Source organism: Arthrobacter sp. P4_H3, assembly GCF_056400885.1.
Map to the genome: position 1 here is coordinate 454,026 of NZ_JBFUKK010000005.1, position 17,005 is coordinate 471,030.

The 17,005-nt window shown below is 66.4% G+C and carries 16 protein-coding genes and 1 riboswitch; of the genes, 6 read left to right on the forward strand and 10 right to left on the reverse strand.

Annotated elements, in window-relative coordinates; translation table 11 throughout:
• Nucleotides 1-264 precede the first annotated feature (264 nt).
• On the forward strand, nucleotides 265-615 hold the full coding sequence (locus AC1DRE_RS10260) for a hypothetical protein (RefSeq protein ID WP_476984527.1): 351 nt from the start codon (nucleotides 265-267) through the stop codon (nucleotides 613-615).
• A gap of 38 nt (nucleotides 616-653) precedes the next feature.
• Here AC1DRE_RS10260 and AC1DRE_RS10265 read toward each other — a convergent pair whose 3' ends face one another.
• From AC1DRE_RS10265 to AC1DRE_RS10275, 3 genes are read right to left on the reverse strand one after another with little or no spacing between them, the layout of a single operon-like run.
• A complete protein-coding gene (locus tag AC1DRE_RS10265; protein WP_476984528.1) occupies nucleotides 654-1,457 on the reverse strand; it encodes an energy-coupling factor transporter transmembrane component T family protein in 804 nt (267 codons plus the stop codon).
• Entirely contained in the window at nucleotides 1,454-3,085 is a 1,632-nt protein-coding gene (locus AC1DRE_RS10270) for an ABC transporter ATP-binding protein (protein ID WP_476984529.1), read from the reverse strand. Before AC1DRE_RS10270 ends, AC1DRE_RS10265 begins: the two co-directional genes overlap by 4 nt.
• A gap of 16 nt (nucleotides 3,086-3,101) precedes the next feature.
• The gene (locus AC1DRE_RS10275) at nucleotides 3,102-3,734 is read right to left on the reverse strand and encodes an ECF transporter S component (RefSeq protein WP_476984530.1); all 633 of its coding nucleotides are present in this window, start codon (nucleotides 3,732-3,734) and stop codon (nucleotides 3,102-3,104) included.
• 72 nt (nucleotides 3,735-3,806) lie between these two features.
• Nucleotides 3,807-3,950, reverse strand: a riboswitch (TPP riboswitch).
• 174 nt (nucleotides 3,951-4,124) lie between these two features.
• Here AC1DRE_RS10275 and AC1DRE_RS10280 point away from each other — a divergent pair.
• Entirely contained in the window at nucleotides 4,125-4,388 is a 264-nt protein-coding gene (locus AC1DRE_RS10280; RefSeq protein WP_364123747.1) for a DUF4235 domain-containing protein, read from the forward strand.
• A gap of 87 nt (nucleotides 4,389-4,475) precedes the next feature.
• Here AC1DRE_RS10280 and mnhG read toward each other — a convergent pair whose 3' ends face one another.
• The 6 genes from mnhG to AC1DRE_RS10310 are packed head-to-tail and all read right to left on the reverse strand — an operon-like array spanning nucleotide 4,476 to nucleotide 11,033.
• Nucleotides 4,476-4,883, reverse strand: coding sequence for a monovalent cation/H(+) antiporter subunit G (gene mnhG, locus AC1DRE_RS10285; RefSeq protein ID WP_476984531.1), 408 nt, complete (start codon nucleotides 4,881-4,883; stop codon nucleotides 4,476-4,478).
• Nucleotides 4,873-5,151 carry an MrpF/PhaF family protein gene (locus AC1DRE_RS10290; RefSeq protein WP_476984532.1) on the reverse strand — a complete coding sequence of 93 codons (279 nt, stop codon included), beginning with the start codon at nucleotides 5,149-5,151 and terminating at the stop codon, nucleotides 4,873-4,875. The genes mnhG and AC1DRE_RS10290 overlap by 11 nt, the downstream gene beginning before the upstream one ends.
• Nucleotides 5,148-5,693 carry a Na+/H+ antiporter subunit E gene (locus AC1DRE_RS10295; RefSeq protein WP_476984533.1) on the reverse strand — a complete coding sequence of 182 codons (546 nt, stop codon included), beginning with the start codon at nucleotides 5,691-5,693 and terminating at the stop codon, nucleotides 5,148-5,150. The genes AC1DRE_RS10290 and AC1DRE_RS10295 overlap by 4 nt, the downstream gene beginning before the upstream one ends.
• Nucleotides 5,690-7,384 carry a Na+/H+ antiporter subunit D gene (locus AC1DRE_RS10300; RefSeq protein WP_476984534.1) on the reverse strand — a complete coding sequence of 565 codons (1,695 nt, stop codon included), beginning with the start codon at nucleotides 7,382-7,384 and terminating at the stop codon, nucleotides 5,690-5,692. Before AC1DRE_RS10300 ends, AC1DRE_RS10295 begins: the two co-directional genes overlap by 4 nt.
• Nucleotides 7,381-7,983: a Na(+)/H(+) antiporter subunit C gene (locus AC1DRE_RS10305; RefSeq protein WP_476984535.1), complete on the reverse strand. Its 603-nt coding sequence runs from the start codon at nucleotides 7,981-7,983 to the stop codon at nucleotides 7,381-7,383. The genes AC1DRE_RS10300 and AC1DRE_RS10305 overlap by 4 nt, the downstream gene beginning before the upstream one ends.
• Nucleotides 7,980-11,033: a Na+/H+ antiporter subunit A gene (locus tag AC1DRE_RS10310; RefSeq protein ID WP_476984536.1), complete on the reverse strand. Its 3,054-nt coding sequence runs from the start codon at nucleotides 11,031-11,033 to the stop codon at nucleotides 7,980-7,982. Before AC1DRE_RS10310 ends, AC1DRE_RS10305 begins: the two co-directional genes overlap by 4 nt.
• A gap of 204 nt (nucleotides 11,034-11,237) precedes the next feature.
• On the opposite strand from AC1DRE_RS10310, the gene AC1DRE_RS10315 reads away from it, so the two are divergent.
• From AC1DRE_RS10315 to AC1DRE_RS10325, 3 genes are all read left to right on the forward strand, one after another.
• Nucleotides 11,238-12,641: an MFS transporter gene (locus AC1DRE_RS10315; RefSeq protein WP_476984537.1), complete on the forward strand. Its 1,404-nt coding sequence runs from the start codon at nucleotides 11,238-11,240 to the stop codon at nucleotides 12,639-12,641.
• 65 nt (nucleotides 12,642-12,706) lie between these two features.
• A complete protein-coding gene (locus AC1DRE_RS10320; RefSeq protein ID WP_476984538.1) occupies nucleotides 12,707-13,189 on the forward strand; it encodes a cation:proton antiporter regulatory subunit in 483 nt (160 codons plus the stop codon).
• Nucleotides 13,190-13,194: 5 nt separating this feature from the next.
• On the forward strand, nucleotides 13,195-14,382 hold the full coding sequence (locus tag AC1DRE_RS10325) for a cation:proton antiporter (RefSeq protein ID WP_476984539.1): 1,188 nt from the start codon (nucleotides 13,195-13,197) through the stop codon (nucleotides 14,380-14,382).
• 110 nt (nucleotides 14,383-14,492) lie between these two features.
• On the opposite strand, the gene dcd is transcribed toward AC1DRE_RS10325, so the two are convergent.
• Nucleotides 14,493-15,068 (reverse strand): dCTP deaminase, encoded by a 576-nt coding sequence (gene dcd / locus AC1DRE_RS10330; protein ID WP_476984540.1) that lies wholly within the window; start codon nucleotides 15,066-15,068, stop codon nucleotides 14,493-14,495.
• A gap of 155 nt (nucleotides 15,069-15,223) precedes the next feature.
• Between dcd and AC1DRE_RS10335 the strand changes: the two genes are divergently transcribed.
• Entirely contained in the window at nucleotides 15,224-16,984 is a 1,761-nt protein-coding gene (locus tag AC1DRE_RS10335) for a CAP domain-containing protein (protein ID WP_476984541.1), read from the forward strand.
• Nucleotides 16,985-17,005 lie beyond the last annotated feature (21 nt).

Sequence of the window (17,005 nt, forward strand, 5' to 3'; positions counted from 1 at the left end):
TTTCCGCCGGACCCGGGCTAGGGATACTTGTCCCCATTGCCCGCACCGCCGCCGTGGCGCAGGATGAAGTAACGCATCTCTAGGGGGAAGAATGGGCTTGTACGGCCCCGCGCCAGGCCATGACCCGGATTTCAACGACGAGTCCCGGACGGCGTCGTGATGAACCGGTCCGCGCAGCGATCCGAACCCCGAACCATTTTCCTGGTTCTGCTCTCGCTTGTCCTGACGTTCGCCGTTGGCGCCTGCTCCCCTGGAGGAACCACCATGCCTGAAGGAATCGACAATCTGAACAGCCGGGTGCTGGAAGCGGCGACCACGGGCACGGAGCTGAGGCTGGCCGATGCCACCGACTTTGACTGGGACGAGGCCGGCTTCGTCACCGAGGGGACACCCGCGAAAGACATTGAGGCTGCGTTCGGCGAGGCGGTCACGGGGGAGAACCGCTACACGGCTTCCCCGGCGCTGTTCATCTTCCTCAAGGACGGCAAGGTCGCCAAGGCCGTTCGTATTATTCCGGATGCCTTCTTCGGTGGGGATGCAAAGAAAAAGTACGGGCGCGACGTCGTGCTTACGCCGCCGGAAGGCCACAGGGGATTCCTCAACTGGCGCGAATAATGCTGGCCCGTGACCACTCCGAGGCGGGCCCGGGCGGTCTATTGCTGCTCGAGGAACACCATGTTCCAGGTCCCCGCCCCGACTGCCGCGGAGACGGCCGCGGCGGCAATGAGGAGCCCGCCGAGCACCACCCAGATATCCAACGCACTGTACGTCGATTCGCGCGCCCAGGTCCGTTGCGCGCCGCCAAAACCGCGCGCTTCCATGGTGACCGCGAGCCGTGAAGCCCGGCGGATGGCCTGCACCAGGAGGCCGAAGCTCTGCCCGAGCGTCGCCCGGAGACGCTGCGCGGGGTTCCCGTGCGAGCCCACGCCCCGGGCGCGCCGGGCCATGCCGATGGTCTGCCATTCCTCCGCCATCAGCCCGACCAGCCGCATGGCCGCCAGCGTGCCAAGGACAAAGCGGTGCGGCAGCTTCGCCTTCTGGGCGAGGGCATCCGCCAGGTCGGTGGGATCCGTACAGCTCATCAGCAGCACCGCGGGAAGGGCGATCGCCAGTCCCCGCAGCAGGAACCCCAGCCCCAGCTCCAGCGAGCCTTCGCTGATGGACCAGATGCCGACGTCGAGCAGGATCCTTCCGGTGTCCGGCGCCAGGATCGAGGTGCTCCAGCCGCCCAGCGCGGCCGCCACGATCAACGGCCACCCGCGCTGCCACAGCAGCGCGACGGTCAGGCCGGCCAGCGGGAAGAGCAGCAGTTCGAAGGCCAGCGCCACGGAGGCGGACACCCAGTCGATGGACAGCGCCAGCACCACGGTCATGAGCATCACGACGCCGAACTTGGCCAGCGGATTGGCCCGGGTGAGCAGGGCATGGTTGGCGTGCAGGGTCAATGCTTCCCTCATGGCGCGGCCACCTCCGGATTGCGCGGGCCGGGTTCCTGCGCAGCAAGATTGAGCTGGGGCGCACCAAGTTTCAGCTCGGTGCCGCCCAGGACGTCGCTGAACTCCTGGTCGTGGGTCACGGACACCACGGCCGTGCCGGCGTCGAGGAGTTCGGAGAGGAAGGACGCCAGTTCCGCCCAGGTGTTGGCGTCCTGACCGAACGTGGGCTCATCGAGGATCAGCACCCTGGGATGGGCGGCCAGGACGGTGGCGACGGACAGCCTGCGCTTCTCGCCGCCTGAGAGTGTATAAGGGTTCGCATCCACGAGTTTGGTCAGCCGGAGGCGTTCCAGCAGTTCGTCCACGCGTTCCTCTCCGTGACCGAGGTGCCGGGGGCCGAACATCAGCTCGTCCAGCACCCGGCCGGTGACGAACTGGTGCTCCGGCTCCTGGAACACGGTTCCGATCCGCGCGATCAGCTGCTCCGCCTTCCATTTGTACGGGTCGATTCCGGCGCCGTCACTGAGCTCGACCGTGGCGGATACCTTACCTTCCACCGGCTGGAGCAGCCCGGCGAGGGTCAGGGCGAACGTGGATTTCCCGGAGCCGTTGGGGCCGGTGATGGTCAGCGCCTGACCGGCCCGGACCTGCGCCGTGATGCCGGACTGCACCGGGACCGGCGGAACGGTTTTGAAACGCCGGCGGCGGGGACGCTCGCGGGATACTGCCAGGCTTTCCGCGGCCAGCAGCAGGTCCCCGCCAGCGGGCATTCCGGCACCGTGCCCACCAGTGGCACCCGGCACTCCTGCGGCACCGGAACGCGTCCGGGTGGCGGGCACATACCCGGGCACCCAGACGCCGGCGGCTACGAGCACGTCCCGGGCCTGCGCCAGGACCTGATCCGGGGACCCGTCCAGGAGCACTGCGGATTCCGTGGCCGATCCCGGCTGCAGCACCACGATCCGGTCCACGAGGTCCTTCCACACGCCCACGCGATGCTCCACCACCACCAGCGTTGCCCCCGTTTTGTCCAGGCACCGGCCCACGGCGTCGCGGACCTCCAGCACACCGGCGGGGTCGAGGTTGGCCGTGGGTTCGTCCAGGAGCAACAGTCCCGGGCGCATGGCGAGGATGCCGGCCAGCGCCAGACGCTGCTTCTGGCCGCCGGACAGGGCCGACGTCGGATGGTCCAGCGGCAGGTGGGCCAGCCCGACGTCGTCGAGCGCCTCCCCCACACGCTTCCAGATGTCCCCGCGCGGTACGGACAGGTTTTCGGCGCCGAAGGCGACGTCGTCCCCCAAACGGGAGAGGACCACCTGCGTCTCCGGGTCCTGCTGCATCAGCCCCGCCCGCCCGCGCTGGGCGCGCGGCGGGGCGCCGTCGATCAGCAGGGCGCCCGTCTCGTCGGAGTCCTCGGCGTCCGGGGTGCCCCCGTGGTGGGCGCCGGCGTCGCTGTCACCGAGCACTCCGGCAAGGGCATGCAGCAACGTGGACTTGCCCGCGCCGGAGGGGCCGAGGAGCAGTACGCGTTCGCCCGGCTGAATGTCCAGGTCGAGGCCATGGACTGCCGGCTGGGACCGGCCGGCGTGCCGCCAGCCCCAGCCCCGCGCCGTGACCGCTGCGGGGCGGACGCTGTCGGTAAACGTCATGAGCAGTGTGCCGTCATCAGGAGAAGACGGGCTCCGTGGCTGCCTTGCGGGAGGCGAAGGAGCTCAGCACACCTGTCCTGGCCAGGCCGCGCGTGGCGATCCAGGACAGCCCCCCGGCGATGATGGCGCCCGAGATGGCGGTGAAGATGATGTAGGCCAGCTTGTCACCGGCAGCGTACGCGATGTTCCAGCCCCACGGCGCGAACGCATCGTTCAGTCCGCAGAAGAAGCCTGCAGCGGCGCCGGCCAGCAGCGAAACGGGCAGATTGAACTTCTTGTAGACGAACACGGCGAAAATGATTTCCGCGCCAAGGCCCTGGACGAAGCCGGAGAACAGCACGGACGCACCGTACTGCGAGCCCATGATCAGTTCCCCGGTGGCAGCCACGGTTTCGCAGAAGATGGCAGCGCCCGGCTTGCGGATGATCAGCATGCCTAGGACGGCGGGAATCATCCAGCCGCCGGCGATGAGGCCGGTCAGCGGCGGGTAAACGGCGTTGATGGGCGGTGAAACAGCGGCGGCACCCTGGGACCATGCCCAGAAAATAACGCCGCCGGCCACGGCGATCAACGCGGCAACAACAATGTCCACCACGCGCCAGCTCTTCTTGCCGTGGTGCAACGTCTGCTTTGCAGAAATATCAGTCATGTCTTCCTCCTGAGGTACAGGAGGGGAGAGTGCTTCCCGGCCGGACCGCGGCTTCCGCCGCCTGCTGCCGGACACTCTGAGAACTCGACTCCCTTGCGCCGGTACTAACCGGATCAGGTTCGAGGGTCTGCGGCTGTCCGCACTCTCAGCGCCCGCCTCCGGTTCCCCTGGACTGCTCCAGTGATGCCCGACGGCGACGCTCCCCTGTCGTATCAAATCGCCCTTGTGGGCGTTGATCAGTTTACACCCGGGAGCCCGCGAAATCCCGGGGGAAGTTGTCACAATCGGGTGGCCCGCCGCCTTGTTCCGGGGGAAGGCTGACCATGCTCCGCGCACCGAGGGGGCTAGGCTAGGGGAAGCCCTGTTTCCGCCGTCTTAGGAGTACCTGGAATGAGTCTTTTCATCAAGCTGCTTGGAACCGGAGTGAGCCTGCTGGCCGGATTCGCCGGCACCAAGGCCGTTGACGTCATCTGGGAAAAGGTCACCGGCAGGAAGCCGCCCAAAGGCGACAAGGATGACGTTCCCACCACCCTGCGCAGCGCCCTGACCTTTGCCCTGATTTCGGCAGCCGTCAGCGCGATCATCCAGGTTTTGGCCAACCGCGGCACCCAGCGTGCCATCACCCGCTTCGCCAAGAGCCAGGACATCGTCTAGCCCACACCCTTATTGGAATTTTTGTCCAGATAATGGCCGATGAGCGGGCTCGAAGTCGCGTTATCTGGACAAAAACTCCATGGGAAGTTAGGCCCGGCCGCTTGCTTCGTCGTCGTCCGCGTCACGTTTGTCGGCGGCTTTCTGCACCACGGCTTCCAGCTCGTCCGTGGTGAGGAGTTCCCTGTGCAGGTGCTTGGTGCGGTAGCCGGCCCTGCCCACCATGTGCGCGGACACCGGCACGGTGAGCACCTGGAAGATCCACGCCACGAACAACACGGGCCACACCCACCAGGTCCGCAGCTGCAGGCCCACCGCTGCCAGAAGCAGGAAGAGGCCCAGCACCTGGGGCTTGGTGGCGGCGTGCATCCTGCTCATCAGGTCGGGGAAGCGCAGCAGGCCAACGGCCGCGCCGAGGGACATCACGGCGCCCACCACCATAAAGACGGCTGAGACCGTGTCGATGACTGTGTCCACACCGGAAACCTCAGGATTCATTGGGCTGCTCCCGCCGGTCCGCCACGAAGCGGGCCACGGTCACGGACCCGATGAACCCGATGATGGACAGCGCCACGAGCAGCATCAGGTTGTTCAGGTGCCGGTTGACGGCCATGTCTATGCAGAGCGTGGCCCCGATGATGGCCAGCAGCACGTCGGAGGCGAGGACCCGGTCCAGCAGGGACGGGCCGATGGCGATGCGGACAATTGCCCCGGCCGCCGCGAGGGACAGGATCCCAGCCGTCACGGTCAGCACGATCTCCATCATGAGCCCACCTCCTGTTTCAGTTCGGCAAGTTCCTCTTGGGTGCCCATGATCCGGATCAGCCCGGCCTCGGTGTCGCGGACTTCCTTACGCAGGCTCATCACGTCGTCCCCGTTGCGGACGTTCAGTCCATGGATGTACAGGGTGGACGTGGAGCGGTCCACCTCCACCACCAGGGAGCCGGGAATCAGTGAGATGACGTGGCCGGTGGCGGTCACCATCAGGTCCGAATGGCTGCGGAGCTGGACGGCCACGACGGCGTTGCTCACCTTAGGACCGCGGGCCACGGCTAGGTAGAGCACCTGGAAGCTGGCGGCCACCACCTTGCCCAGGAACACGACCGCGAACGGGACGGCACGCACCACGCTGAAGCGGCCGCCCAGTTCCACCGGGGGCAGGTAAAACAGCCTGGCCACCACCACGGCGATGAGCGCCCCGAACAGGAGGTTGCCGGGGCTGAAGTCCTGCCAGAGCGCCGCCCAGACAAACACCAGCCAGACCAGGAGCGGCAGCTCCTGCCGGATCGAGATCCGCCGTCGGCTCATTTCTGCGCCTCCTGCGGCGCAGGTTCAAACCGGGCAGGTTCAAACCGGGCAGGTTCAAACCGGGCAGGTTCAGGCTGCATAGGTTCAGGCTGCATAGGTTCCGGCTCGGCAATCGGGGGCACCGGCGCGTTCCCGCCCAGCACCGCCTGGATATAGCCGGACCGGTCCAGCATCTCGACGGCGGACTGGTCCGCCACCCGGAACAGCGGCCCGGCGAAGACGGTAAGCGCCACGCCGAAGATCACCAACCCCAGGGTTGATCCCACCATGGTCCGCGGCAGGAGCGTGACGTTGCGCTTGCCCGCGCGGTCGCCCGAATCGGAGTCCTCAGGGGAGGCCAGCAGCACCGGATCCGGGTTCTCGGCGTCCTCGGGCTTGCGCCAGAATGCACGGTTCCATACGCGGGCTACGGCAAGCAACGTCAGGAGGCTGGTCAGGACGCCGCCGATCACCAGGGCATAAGCCAGCGGTGTGCCGAGCTCCACGCCCGCCTGCATCAGCCCAAGCTTTCCCAGGAAGCCCGAGAACGGGGGGATCCCGGCCAGGTTCATGGCGGGAACGAAGAACAGCAGGGCAAGCACCGGGGACAGCTTGGCCAGCCCGGCAACGCGGTCGATCGATGAGCTTCCGCCGCGTCGTTCGATCAGGCCCGTCACCAGGAACAGGCTGGTCTGGATGGTGATGTGGTGGGCCACGTAGAACACCGCCGCGCCCAGTCCCGCCACGGAGGACATGGCCAGCCCGAACACCATGTAGCCGATGTGGCTTACCAGGGTGAAGGAGAGCAGACGCTTGATGTCACTCTGCGCCAACGCACCCAGGATTCCCACCACCATGGTCAGCAGCGCTGCCACCATCAGGGGAGTGTTCAGCGAGTCCCCCGGAAAGAGGAGAGTCTCGGTGCGCACCATCGCGTAGACGCCCACCTTGGTCAGCAGGCCGGCGAACACCGCAGTGACGGGAGCCGGCGCCGTCGGGTACGAGTCAGGCAGCCAGAAGGACAGCGGGAAGACGGCCGCCTTGATGCCGAAAGCCACCAGCAGCATCACGTGCAGCAGCATCTGCGTTCCCGGATCCAGGTCCGCCAGCTTGATGGCCAGGTCCGCCATGTTGATGGTTCCGGTCGCCCCGTAGATCATCGCGATCGCGATCAGGAACAGGACCGACGACACCACGGAAACCACCACATAGGTCACCCCGGCGCGGATGCGGGGGCCGGTTCCGCCGAGGGTCATCAGCACGTAGCTGGCCGTCAGCAGGATCTCGAACCCCACATAGAGGTTGAAAAGGTCCCCCGACAGGAACGCGTTGGACACCCCGGCCACCAGGATCAGGTAGGTGGGGTGGAAGATCGACAGCGGGGCGTCCTGGTCGCCGTCGGCCATGCCCTGGCCGGTGGCGTACACCAGCACCGCGAGGCTGACCGTGGAGGAGACCACCAGCATCAGCGAGGAGAACTGGTCCACCACCATCACAATGCCCCACGGCGGCAGCCAGCCGCCGATGTTGACGGCCGCGGTTCCGCCGTCCCACACCGAAGCCAGCAGGATGCACTCCAGCAGGAGGGTCAGGGACAGCAGCGTGATGCTGACCACCCGCTGGGCCCGCGAGTGCCGGATCAGCACGAACGTCAGGGCGGCACCGAGGATGGGAAGTACGACGGCGAGCGGGGCAAAGCTTGCGATGTTCACTTCACACCTCCTTCGGGGCCGGGGGTCACGTTTTGGGAGCCGGGCTGTTCTTCCGCGGCGGCGTCTTTGGCGCGGATGCTGTGGTCCCCCGCTTTCACGGTGGCGTGCTCCGGGCTGTCGCCGGAAGCGCTGTCGCCGGAAACACCCGAATCGGAAATTCCCCGGCCGTCGGATCCGATCATGGTCAGCGGAAACTCGGACGTCTCGACGGGGATCTCGGAATCGTCCTCGGCATCGAAGCTGGGGGTTTCGGCCACGCGGAGGTCTTCGACGTCGTCCTGGATCTCATCGCGGCGGGCCAGCACCCATGAACGGTAGATGATGCCCAGCATGAACGCAGTCACCGCGAAGGAGATCACGATCGAGGTCAGGATCAGCGCCTGCGGGAGGGGGTCGTTGTAATCCCGGGGGTCCGTGTCCTTGCTGAACATGGGTGCCAGGCCGGCGTAGCCGCCGGTGGCCAGGATCAGCAGGTTGGTCGCGTTGGCCAGCAGCATCAGGCCCAAGAGCACCCGGGTGAGGCTGCGTTCCATGATCAGGTAGATGCCGCAGGCGTAGAGGGCTCCCATGACCGTCAGCAGTGTCAGGTTGACGTTCATGCTTTCCCCCTCCCGGTGGTTTCCGCGGGAACCCCGTCCGGTTCCTGGCCTTCGGTCTCGCCGGCCGGGCTCTCTTCAAAGTGTTCATCGATTTCGGCGCCAAGGCTGCGCAGCACGTCCAGCACCAGCCCTACCACCACGATGTAGACGCCGATGTCGAAAATGGTCGAGGTGACAAACTTGATGTCGCCGAACACCGGCATCCACAGTTCGATGATGGCGCTCTGGAAGACCTGGCCGCCGAGCAGCAGCGGAACCACCCCCGACGCCGCGGCCGTGGCCAGCCCGATGCCCAGGAGTGTTCCCGCGCCCACCGGGGTGGCCTCCCGCAATTCGAAGCGGCCGCCGGCGAGGTAGCGGATGGTCAGGGCAAGCCCGGCCATCAGCCCGCCGGCGAAGCCGCCGCCGGGAAGGTTATGGCCGGCGAGGAGGAGGTAGATGGAGAAAACGACCATTGAGTGGAACACCAGCCGGGTGACCACTTCGAAGATGATGGAGCGCCGTTCGGGAGCCAAGGTGCGTCCTGCGACGAGCCAGGCGTCCCGGCTGGAAGCTGCAAACTTGCGGGTCAGGGCCAGTGCGGCGCTGTCACGGGAGCTCTGGCCGGCAACGGACCGCCGGCCCACCGTGCCTTCGGCAACTGAAGACGAGGACCGGATGCCGTCGCCGCGCCCCTTCACAAAGATGAGGCTGGCCACGCCGGTGGCGGCCAGCGCGAGCACGGAGATCTCGCCGAAGGTGTCCCACGCCCGGATGTCCACGAGGGTGACGTTCACGACGTTGAGTCCTCCGCCGCCGTCGTAGGCGAGCCGCGGGAACTGCAGGGAGACGGGCGTCGCGATCCGGGCGCCCATGGCGTAGATGGCAACGAAGATCATGGTGACGCCGAAAGCCACCCCGATGATCACGCGGATCACGCGGTACTTGCCGCCGGTGCGGTCCCGGAGCTCGGCCGGCAGGCTGCGCATGGCCAGGACGAACGCCACCAGGATGATGGTTTCCACCAGCATCTGGGTCAGGGCCAGGTCCGGTGCACCCTGCAGTGCGAACATGAGGGCGATGCCGTAGCCGGTCACGGAGACCATCAGTACCGCGAGGAACCGCTTGTTCGCCCGCACGGCAGCCAGCGCCCCGATCACGATGCCGGCCCCCGCCACGAGCTGGAGCGGCGAATTGGGATCAATGAAGTACAGGCCGTCCGGCAGGGGCTTCCCTGCAATGATCAGGGCGGTGAGGGGAAGCACGAACGCCACTGTGAGAATCACGGCGAGGTAGAAGAACAGCGAACCACGCTGCGTGCGTCCCGTGACCCAGACTGCCACGTCATCCAGGGCGCCGATGGTTACCTGGTAGGCGCGGTCGCCGTCCACCCAGGCCGGCACCAGGCTCTGACCCCGCGCCACGAGGTTGCGTCCGTAGAACATGGCCATACCCAGCACGAAGGTGATGGCCGTCAGGCCGAGTGCGGGGGTAAACCCGTGCCAGAGCGCGAGGTGCCCCGCCGCGCTTCCCGGATCGCCGCCGTCGTGCACGAATTCCGCGGCGTACGGCTGGATCCACTCGTCCACCGGCGCCGGCCACAGGCCGTAAACGATGGTGAGCAGGCTCAGCAGCGCCGGGGCGGCAAGGAAGGACGGCTTGATGGCCTTGAACGGTGTGGGCTCGATGCCCGGCTTTGCTGCGAAGGCGCCCCACATAAAACGTGCGCTGTAGGCGAAGGTGAGGATGGATCCCAGCACCAGCCCGGCAAGCACCACGAGTCCCCAGGGGTTGGGCTGGCCTGCGGAGTCAGGGGACGTGCCGTAGTGCACGAAGGCCTCGAACACTGATTCCTTGGCCACAAAGCCTGCCAGCGGGGGGATTCCGGCCATCGAGGCGGCACCGATGGCCGCGACGACAGCCAGCGCACGGGATGACTTGTAGACCCCGGACAACTTGCGCAGGTCACGGGTTCCGGACTGGTGGTCGATGATGCCCACCACCAGGAACAGGGTGGCTTTGAAGAGCCCGTGGGCCAGGAGCAGGGCCAGCCCCGCCAGCGCAGCATCCGGTTTGCCGAGCCCCACCACCATGGTGAGGAAGCCCAGCTGGCTGACTGTGCCATAGGCGAGGATGAGCTTGATATCCGTCTGCCGGAGCGCCCGGTACCCGCCCACCAGCATGGTGGCCAGGCCCAGGACCAGCACCATGGGCAGCCAGTAGGCCGTTTCCGCGAACCCCGGCGCCAGGCGTGCCACGAGGTAGACGCCGGCCTTCACCATCGCCGCGGCATGAAGGTACGCGCTCACGGGCGTGGGCGCCGCCATGGCGCCCGGGAGCCAGAAATGGAACGGGATCAGTGCCGACTTCGTCACGGCACCGATGAGGATGAGTACGACGGCGGCGGCCACGGCTCCCGCTGCCGGCCCGCCGGCCAGCCCCGGAGCCTGCTCCAGGATGGCTGAAATCCGATAGGTTCCGGCGCTGGAACCCAAGATAATGAGGCCCACCAGCATGGCCAGGCCGCCCGCCGTGGTGACCATCAGTGCCTGCAGGGCAGAGCGCCTGGCGGAAAGCCTGGTGCGGGCGTAGCCGATCAGCAGATACGACAGGACGGTGGTGAGTTCCCAGAAAATGAACATCAGGAGCAGGTCGTCGGCCGTGACCAGGCCGAACATCGCCCCGGCAAAGGCCAGGAGCTGGGCGCCGAAGCCGCCCAGGTTGCTGTCCTTGTTCTTGAAGTAGCGCGCGCAGTAGACCAGCACCAGTGCGCCCACCCCGAGCACCAGCAGGGACATGATCCAGGCTAGGGCGTCCATCCGGAACGCGAGTTCGATCTTGAGTTCGGGGATCCAGGGCAGGATTTCGGTGACTGCGCCGCCCGGGGAAGGCGGTGCCGCGGAGGCTTGGCCAGATGCGCCCTGGTACACAGCGTCGCGTTGCAGAAGGAGCCAGGCGAACGAGCCTGCTGGGACCGCGGCCAGCGCGTAGAACGAGTTCCTGCGGAATTTCCGGAACAGAAACGGCGCCACAGCGGCCACCGCGAAATGCACGGCAAGGACTGTGATCACTGGTTATCTCCGCAACGTCAGGAATTCGATTGTCAAAAGTTGGAGCAGGCGGCTATTCGTCAGGTTCGGTGCCCACAGTTTATCAAGCGGACGCAAACACTTTTGACACGCACGGGGCGGGTGGTGGACCGGTTCCCCGTGACTCCGGGGAGTTTCCACCTTCCGTTAACTCGTCGTTGCGCTTAGGGCGGATAGCATCAGCCTATGAACCCCGCCACCGCCTCCGCGGCTACGCAGCCCCCGTCCGAACTGGAGTCCGGAACGCTGGCCACCAGCAAGGGAAGGGTCCTCGCCTGGGCCGCCTGGGACTGGGGCTCAGCGGCCTTCAACGCCGTGATGACCACGTTTGTGTTCACCGTCTACCTGACGTCCAATGCTTTCGGCGGCGAGGACCAGGCGTCCGCGGTGCTCGGCGGTGCCCTCGCCATCGCCGGCGCCGCTATCGCCCTCCTTGCGCCGGTGACGGGCCAGCGTTCGGACACCGGTGGACGCCGCAAGCTGTGGCTTGGCGTCAACACGGCCGCCGTCGCCGTGCTTACCGGATTGTGCTTTTTCGTCTTTCCGCGGCCGGAGTTCCTGCTGCTCGGCGTCACGCTCATCGCCCTGGGCAACGTTTTCTTCGAGTTCGCCGGGGTGAACTACAACGCCATGCTGGCGCAGATCTCCACCCCTAAGAACATCGGCAAGGTCAGCGGCTTCGGCTGGGGCATGGGCTACCTGGGCGGCATCGTCGCGCTGCTGATAGTCCTGCAGCTGTTCGTCCAGCCCAGCTTCGCGTGGTTCGGCGCCTCCACCCAGGACAGCCTCAACATCCGGCTCGTGGCGGTGTTCTCCGCCCTCTGGTTCTTCCTCTTCGCCCTGCCGGTCCTGTTCGCCGTGCCGGAACTGCCCAAGCCGCAGCAGGCCGCCAAGCTGGGTTTCCTGGCCTCCTACGGGTTGCTGGTCCGCCGCATCAAGGCGATCTACCGGACCAGCCCGCACACCATCTTTTTCCTCCTCGCCAGCGCCATCTTCCGGGACGGACTTGCCGCCGTCTTTACGTTTGGCGGAATCATCGCAGCGGGCACCTTCGGGTTCGAACTGAAGGAAGTCATTTTCTTCGCCATCTTCGGCAACGTCGTGGCGGCTGTGGGAGCAATGATCGGCGGCTTCCTGGACGACCGGATCGGGCCCAAGGCCGTCATCATCGGTTCCCTCGTCGGCCTGCTGGTCGCCGGCACGGTCATCCTGGTCCTGGGCAACGGCAGCTATGTCTTCCTGGGCCAGGCATGGGCGGGTGCCACCACGTTCTGGGTGTTCGGGCTCTTCCTGTGCCTCTTCGTTGGCCCGGCCCAGTCGTCTTCCCGCGCCTACCTTGCCCGTCTGGCACCCCACGGCGAATCCGGGGAGCTCTTTGGCCTGTACGCCACCACGGGCCGGGCCGTCAGCTTTCTGGCACCAACGCTCTTCACGCTCTGCATCGCAGTGGCCTCCCCGCTCGTGGAACCGGGCGAAGCACAGCGTTGGGGAATCCTCGGCATCATGGTGGTGCTGCTGGCCGGACTGCTGATGCTGCTGCCGGTCAAACCGCCCGGCAAGGTGCAGATCGCCGTGGTTCCTGACGCCTGAGCAGGCGGCCGGGAATTCGGCGGTTTCGGAGCCACAACTGCCTCCGCGCGGACTAGGCTGGTGCCATGAACGTGGATGAGACAGACCTCCCTGGCCTCGGCAGGCGCAAGGATTTCATGACCGCCTCGGGGCGCCGGATCGGCGTCGTGGAATACCGCGAGGGTCAAACCGAACTGATCGTTTCCACCTGGGACGATCCCGATACGTGCCAGGCGTCCATCCCCCTGACAGCTGACGAAGCCGCCACCCTGGGCAACCTCCTGGGTGGCCAGCGCCTGGCGATGCAGCTGTCCGAGGAGCACCGGGAAATCCCCGGGATCGTCACGCGCCAGTTCTCCATCGGCGCCGACTCTCCATTCAACAACCAGCCCATGGGCAAAGCCTGCATCCGCACGCGCAGCGGTGTCTCCATTGTTGCCATCATGCGCGAAGGAGAGGTAGTGCCCTCTCCGGGACCCGACGTCGTCCTTCACCCCGGCGACCTGCTCGTGGCGGTGGGAACGCAAGAAGGCCTCGACACGGCGGCCGATATCCTGCGCAACGGCTGAGCGGCATGGATCCGCTCGCGCTAACCCTCATCGAACTGGGGGCCGTCGTCTTCTGCCTGGGCCTACTGGCCAGGCTGGCCGGGCGGATCGGGATGTCCCCCATTCCCTTGTACTTGGTGGGCGGGCTGTTCTTCGGGGCCGGTGGCCTGGTCAAGCTGGAAGGAATGCACGAGTTCGCACATCTCTCCGGCGAGATTGGAGTGATCCTCCTGCTGCTTATGCTCGGATTGGAATATACGGCCACCGAGCTGGTCACCGGGCTGCGCAGGTCATGGCAGGCCGGTGTCCTGGACTTCGTGCTGAACTTCCTACCGGGCGCAGGGCTGGCAGTACTGCTGGGCTGGGGGGTGGTGGGAGCGATGGTGATGGGCGGCGTCACGTACATCTCGTCCTCCGGCATTGCGGCGAAGGTGATTACCGACCTCGGGCGCATCGGTAACCGCGAAACCCCGGTGGTGCTTTCCATCCTGGTCTTCGAGGATCTGGCGATGGCCGTCTACCTGCCTGTCCTGACCGCCACGCTGGCCGGCGTCAGCTTCCTGGCAGGCCTCCTGACAGTCGGAATTTCGCTCGCCGTGGTCACAGTGGTGCTCGTAGTGGCCCTGCGGCATGGACACCATGTGTCCAAAGCGGTGCACAGCGAAAACTCCGAGGTCTTCCTGTTGAACCTCCTGGGCGCGGCGCTGCTGGTGGCCGGCCTCGCCGCCGCCATGCAGGTCTCGGCCGCAGTAGGGGCGTTCATGCTCGGCATCGCCATTTCCGGTGCCACCGCGCACAGCGCAACCCGCATCCTTGAGCCCCTGCGGGATTTGTTCGCAGCAATTTTCTTCGTGGTGTTCGGCCTCAACACGGACCCCACGTCCATCCCGCCGGTTCTTGGCTGGGCACTGATCCTTGCCGTCGTCACGGCCGCCACCAAGATGATCACGGGAATCTGGGCGGCAAAACGCGCAGGAATTGCCCTCCCCGGCCGCTTCCGTGCCGGTGCCGCGCTCATAGCCCGCGGCGAATTCTCCATCGTCATCGCCGGCCTCGCGGTGGCCTCCGGAGTGGTGCCGCACAACTTGGCGGCACTGGCAACGGCCTACGTGCTCATCATGGCCATCATGGGTCCGCTGGCGGCGCGCTACGTGGAACCGATCGTGAAGATGTTGCGGCGCCCGGCTAAACGCCAGCCCGCCCCCGCCGCCTAAACAGCGACGCTCTCTCAGATCCTGCCGCCCAAACAGCGACGCTCTCTCAGATCCTGCCGCCCAAACAGCGACGCTCTCTCAGATCCTGCCGCCTAAACAGCGACGCTCTCTCAGATCTCGGTGCGGTGGAAGTTCAGGTGGCTGCGGCTGGCGGTGGGACCGCGCTGGCCCTGGTAGCGGTTGCCGTACTCACCGGAACCGTAGGGGAACTCGGCGGCCGAGCTCAGCCTGAAGAAGCACAGCTGGCCGATCTTCATACCAGGCCAGAGCTTAATGGGCAGGGTGGCCATGTTGGACAGCTCGAGGGTGACGTGGCCGGAGAAGCCAGGATCGATGAACCCAGCGGTGGAGTGCGTCAGCAGCCCCAGCCGGCCGAGTGAGGACTTGCCCTCCAGGCGTGCGGCGATGTCATCCGGCAAGGTCACGGTCTCGTAAGTGGAACCGAGCACGAATTCGCCCGGGTGAAGGATGAACGGCTCCCCGGAGTCCACTTCGACCAGGCGGGTCAGCTCAGGCTGGTCCTCGGCGGGGTCGATGTGCGCGTATTTGTGGTTGTCGAACAGCCGGAAAAACCTGTCGATCCGCACGTCCACGGACGACGGCTGGACCATCAGAGGGTCATACGGATCCAGGACAATCCGTTGGGAATCAATTTCGGCACGAATATCGCGGTCAGAGATCAGCACACTCAAAAATACCGCACCATTGCCGACCCCGCGGTCCGGGGCTACTGTTGCTGCTGTTAAGGAACGTCATCTCCGCTACAGGATGAGTCTGATGTTGCGGCTGTGACGGCGTCTCTCCCGGCAAAAGGGACGACGTCGACGGATCTGGGGTTGACTTGAGGAAAATTTCGGCACGGGCAACGGCGGCCATGATCTGCGCGCTGGCTCTCATCCCGCCTGCTGCCGGCCAGCTGGGGGGATTTTCCTCAAGCCCGGAATCCGCCGGGTCTTCAGCCGCGGGGCACCAGACGCAGAGCGTCGCCCTCGGCCCGCCGTCGGCCACGTACGACGGCGGCACGGAAGCCGCGGCGCCGGGCCTGGCCCCCGCCGTGGACCCGGACATCCGGGCGGGCGACTCCGCCGGATTGGCAGATACATCGGGAGCCGCATCCGCTGTTGCCCCCGCCGGCACTACGTCCACGGCACCCATGCCGGCGTCCGATGCCGGGCAGGTTTTGCCGTCCGCCCAGGACACCCCGCCCGAACCTGCGTCCATTCCGCCGCTGTCCGCCACGGAAGCGGACCTGGCGGCTTTGACCCAAGCTCCGTCGCAACCTACGCCCGCCGCCACCACCGAGGCGCTCCAGGCGGAGTCCCTCACCACGGAAGCCCTGGTCAGGGACGACGCGTCGTCGCAGATCAAAACCGTCTTCAACGCCATCAACAGCTACCGGGCTTCGTTCGGACTTCCCGCCGTGAAGTACCACGCCACGGTGGCCGGGATGGCACAGGAGTGGTCCGACAGCATCGCCTCCCGCGAAGTGATCGAGCACCGCTCAAACTTCTGGACCGACTCCCGCGCCCTCAACCCCACCAACGGCGCAGGGGAAGTGATCGCGGTCCGCTGGGACCGCGACGCCGCACAGCTCGTGGAGTGGTGGAAGGGCTCACCTGCCCACAACGCCATCCTGAAGGACCCGCGGTTCAATGTGATCGGCGTCGGCATCACTTTCACGGACGGGAACTGGCAGACCACTCCCAACCGATACACCATGTGGGGTGTGGTGAACTTCTTCGGGTACAGCACACTCCCCGCCGGAACGACCACCAGCCCGGGCGGCAGCACTGAACCGCCGGCGCAGCCCGTCACGGTCTGCGATCCGCTGGTCCGGCACATGCCCCCGACGGCGGACCTGGCGGCGGCGGCCATCAAGGGTCCAGGCGACCTTGTGTCCGTTAACTCGTCTGGCCAGCTCCTTAACCGCCCCTCGCTGGGGAACCGGCAATTCGGTGCACAGCAGGTCATTGGGAGCGGGTTTGGCACCGCCAAGGAAGTTTTCGTCACGGACTGGGAACGCGACGGCGTTTTTGACCTCCTGGTCCAATGGGCCGACGGGCGGATCACGTTGCATGCGGGAGCGGTTGCCGGCGGATTCCTCCCTGCCGTGACGCTGGGCCAGTCCGGATGGGCCGGAATGACCCTGGCATTGGGAGGCTGGTGCGCCAACAACCGGCTCCCCCAGCTGGTGGCACTGGACGGGTCCGGGAACCTCTGGCTGTACCCCAACCGGGGAAAGGGCGACCTGGTGACCCGGACGCTGATGGCGTCGGGCGTGTCAGCCAGCCGGCTGGCCATGGTGGATTACGACGGCGACGGTTTCCAGGATCTGCTGGCGCGGCAGACGGACGGCAACGTCCGCCTCTACCGCGGCTCAGGCGCACCGGCACCACGAGCCGAAGCACGCAGCGTGGTGGTCAGCGGATGGACGGACGTCACAGCGATCCGTCCGCTGCAGAATGTCACGGGCCTGAATTCGACGGGGCTGGCTCTCCGGCGCGCTGGCGACGTGGTGCAGTACTGGGACCTCAGCACCGGTGCGCTGTCCTCGCCGTCATCCATCCCGGGTGCGTGGGCGGGGCAACGCCTGGCCCAGTAACCGCCGGCCGGCTGGTACCCG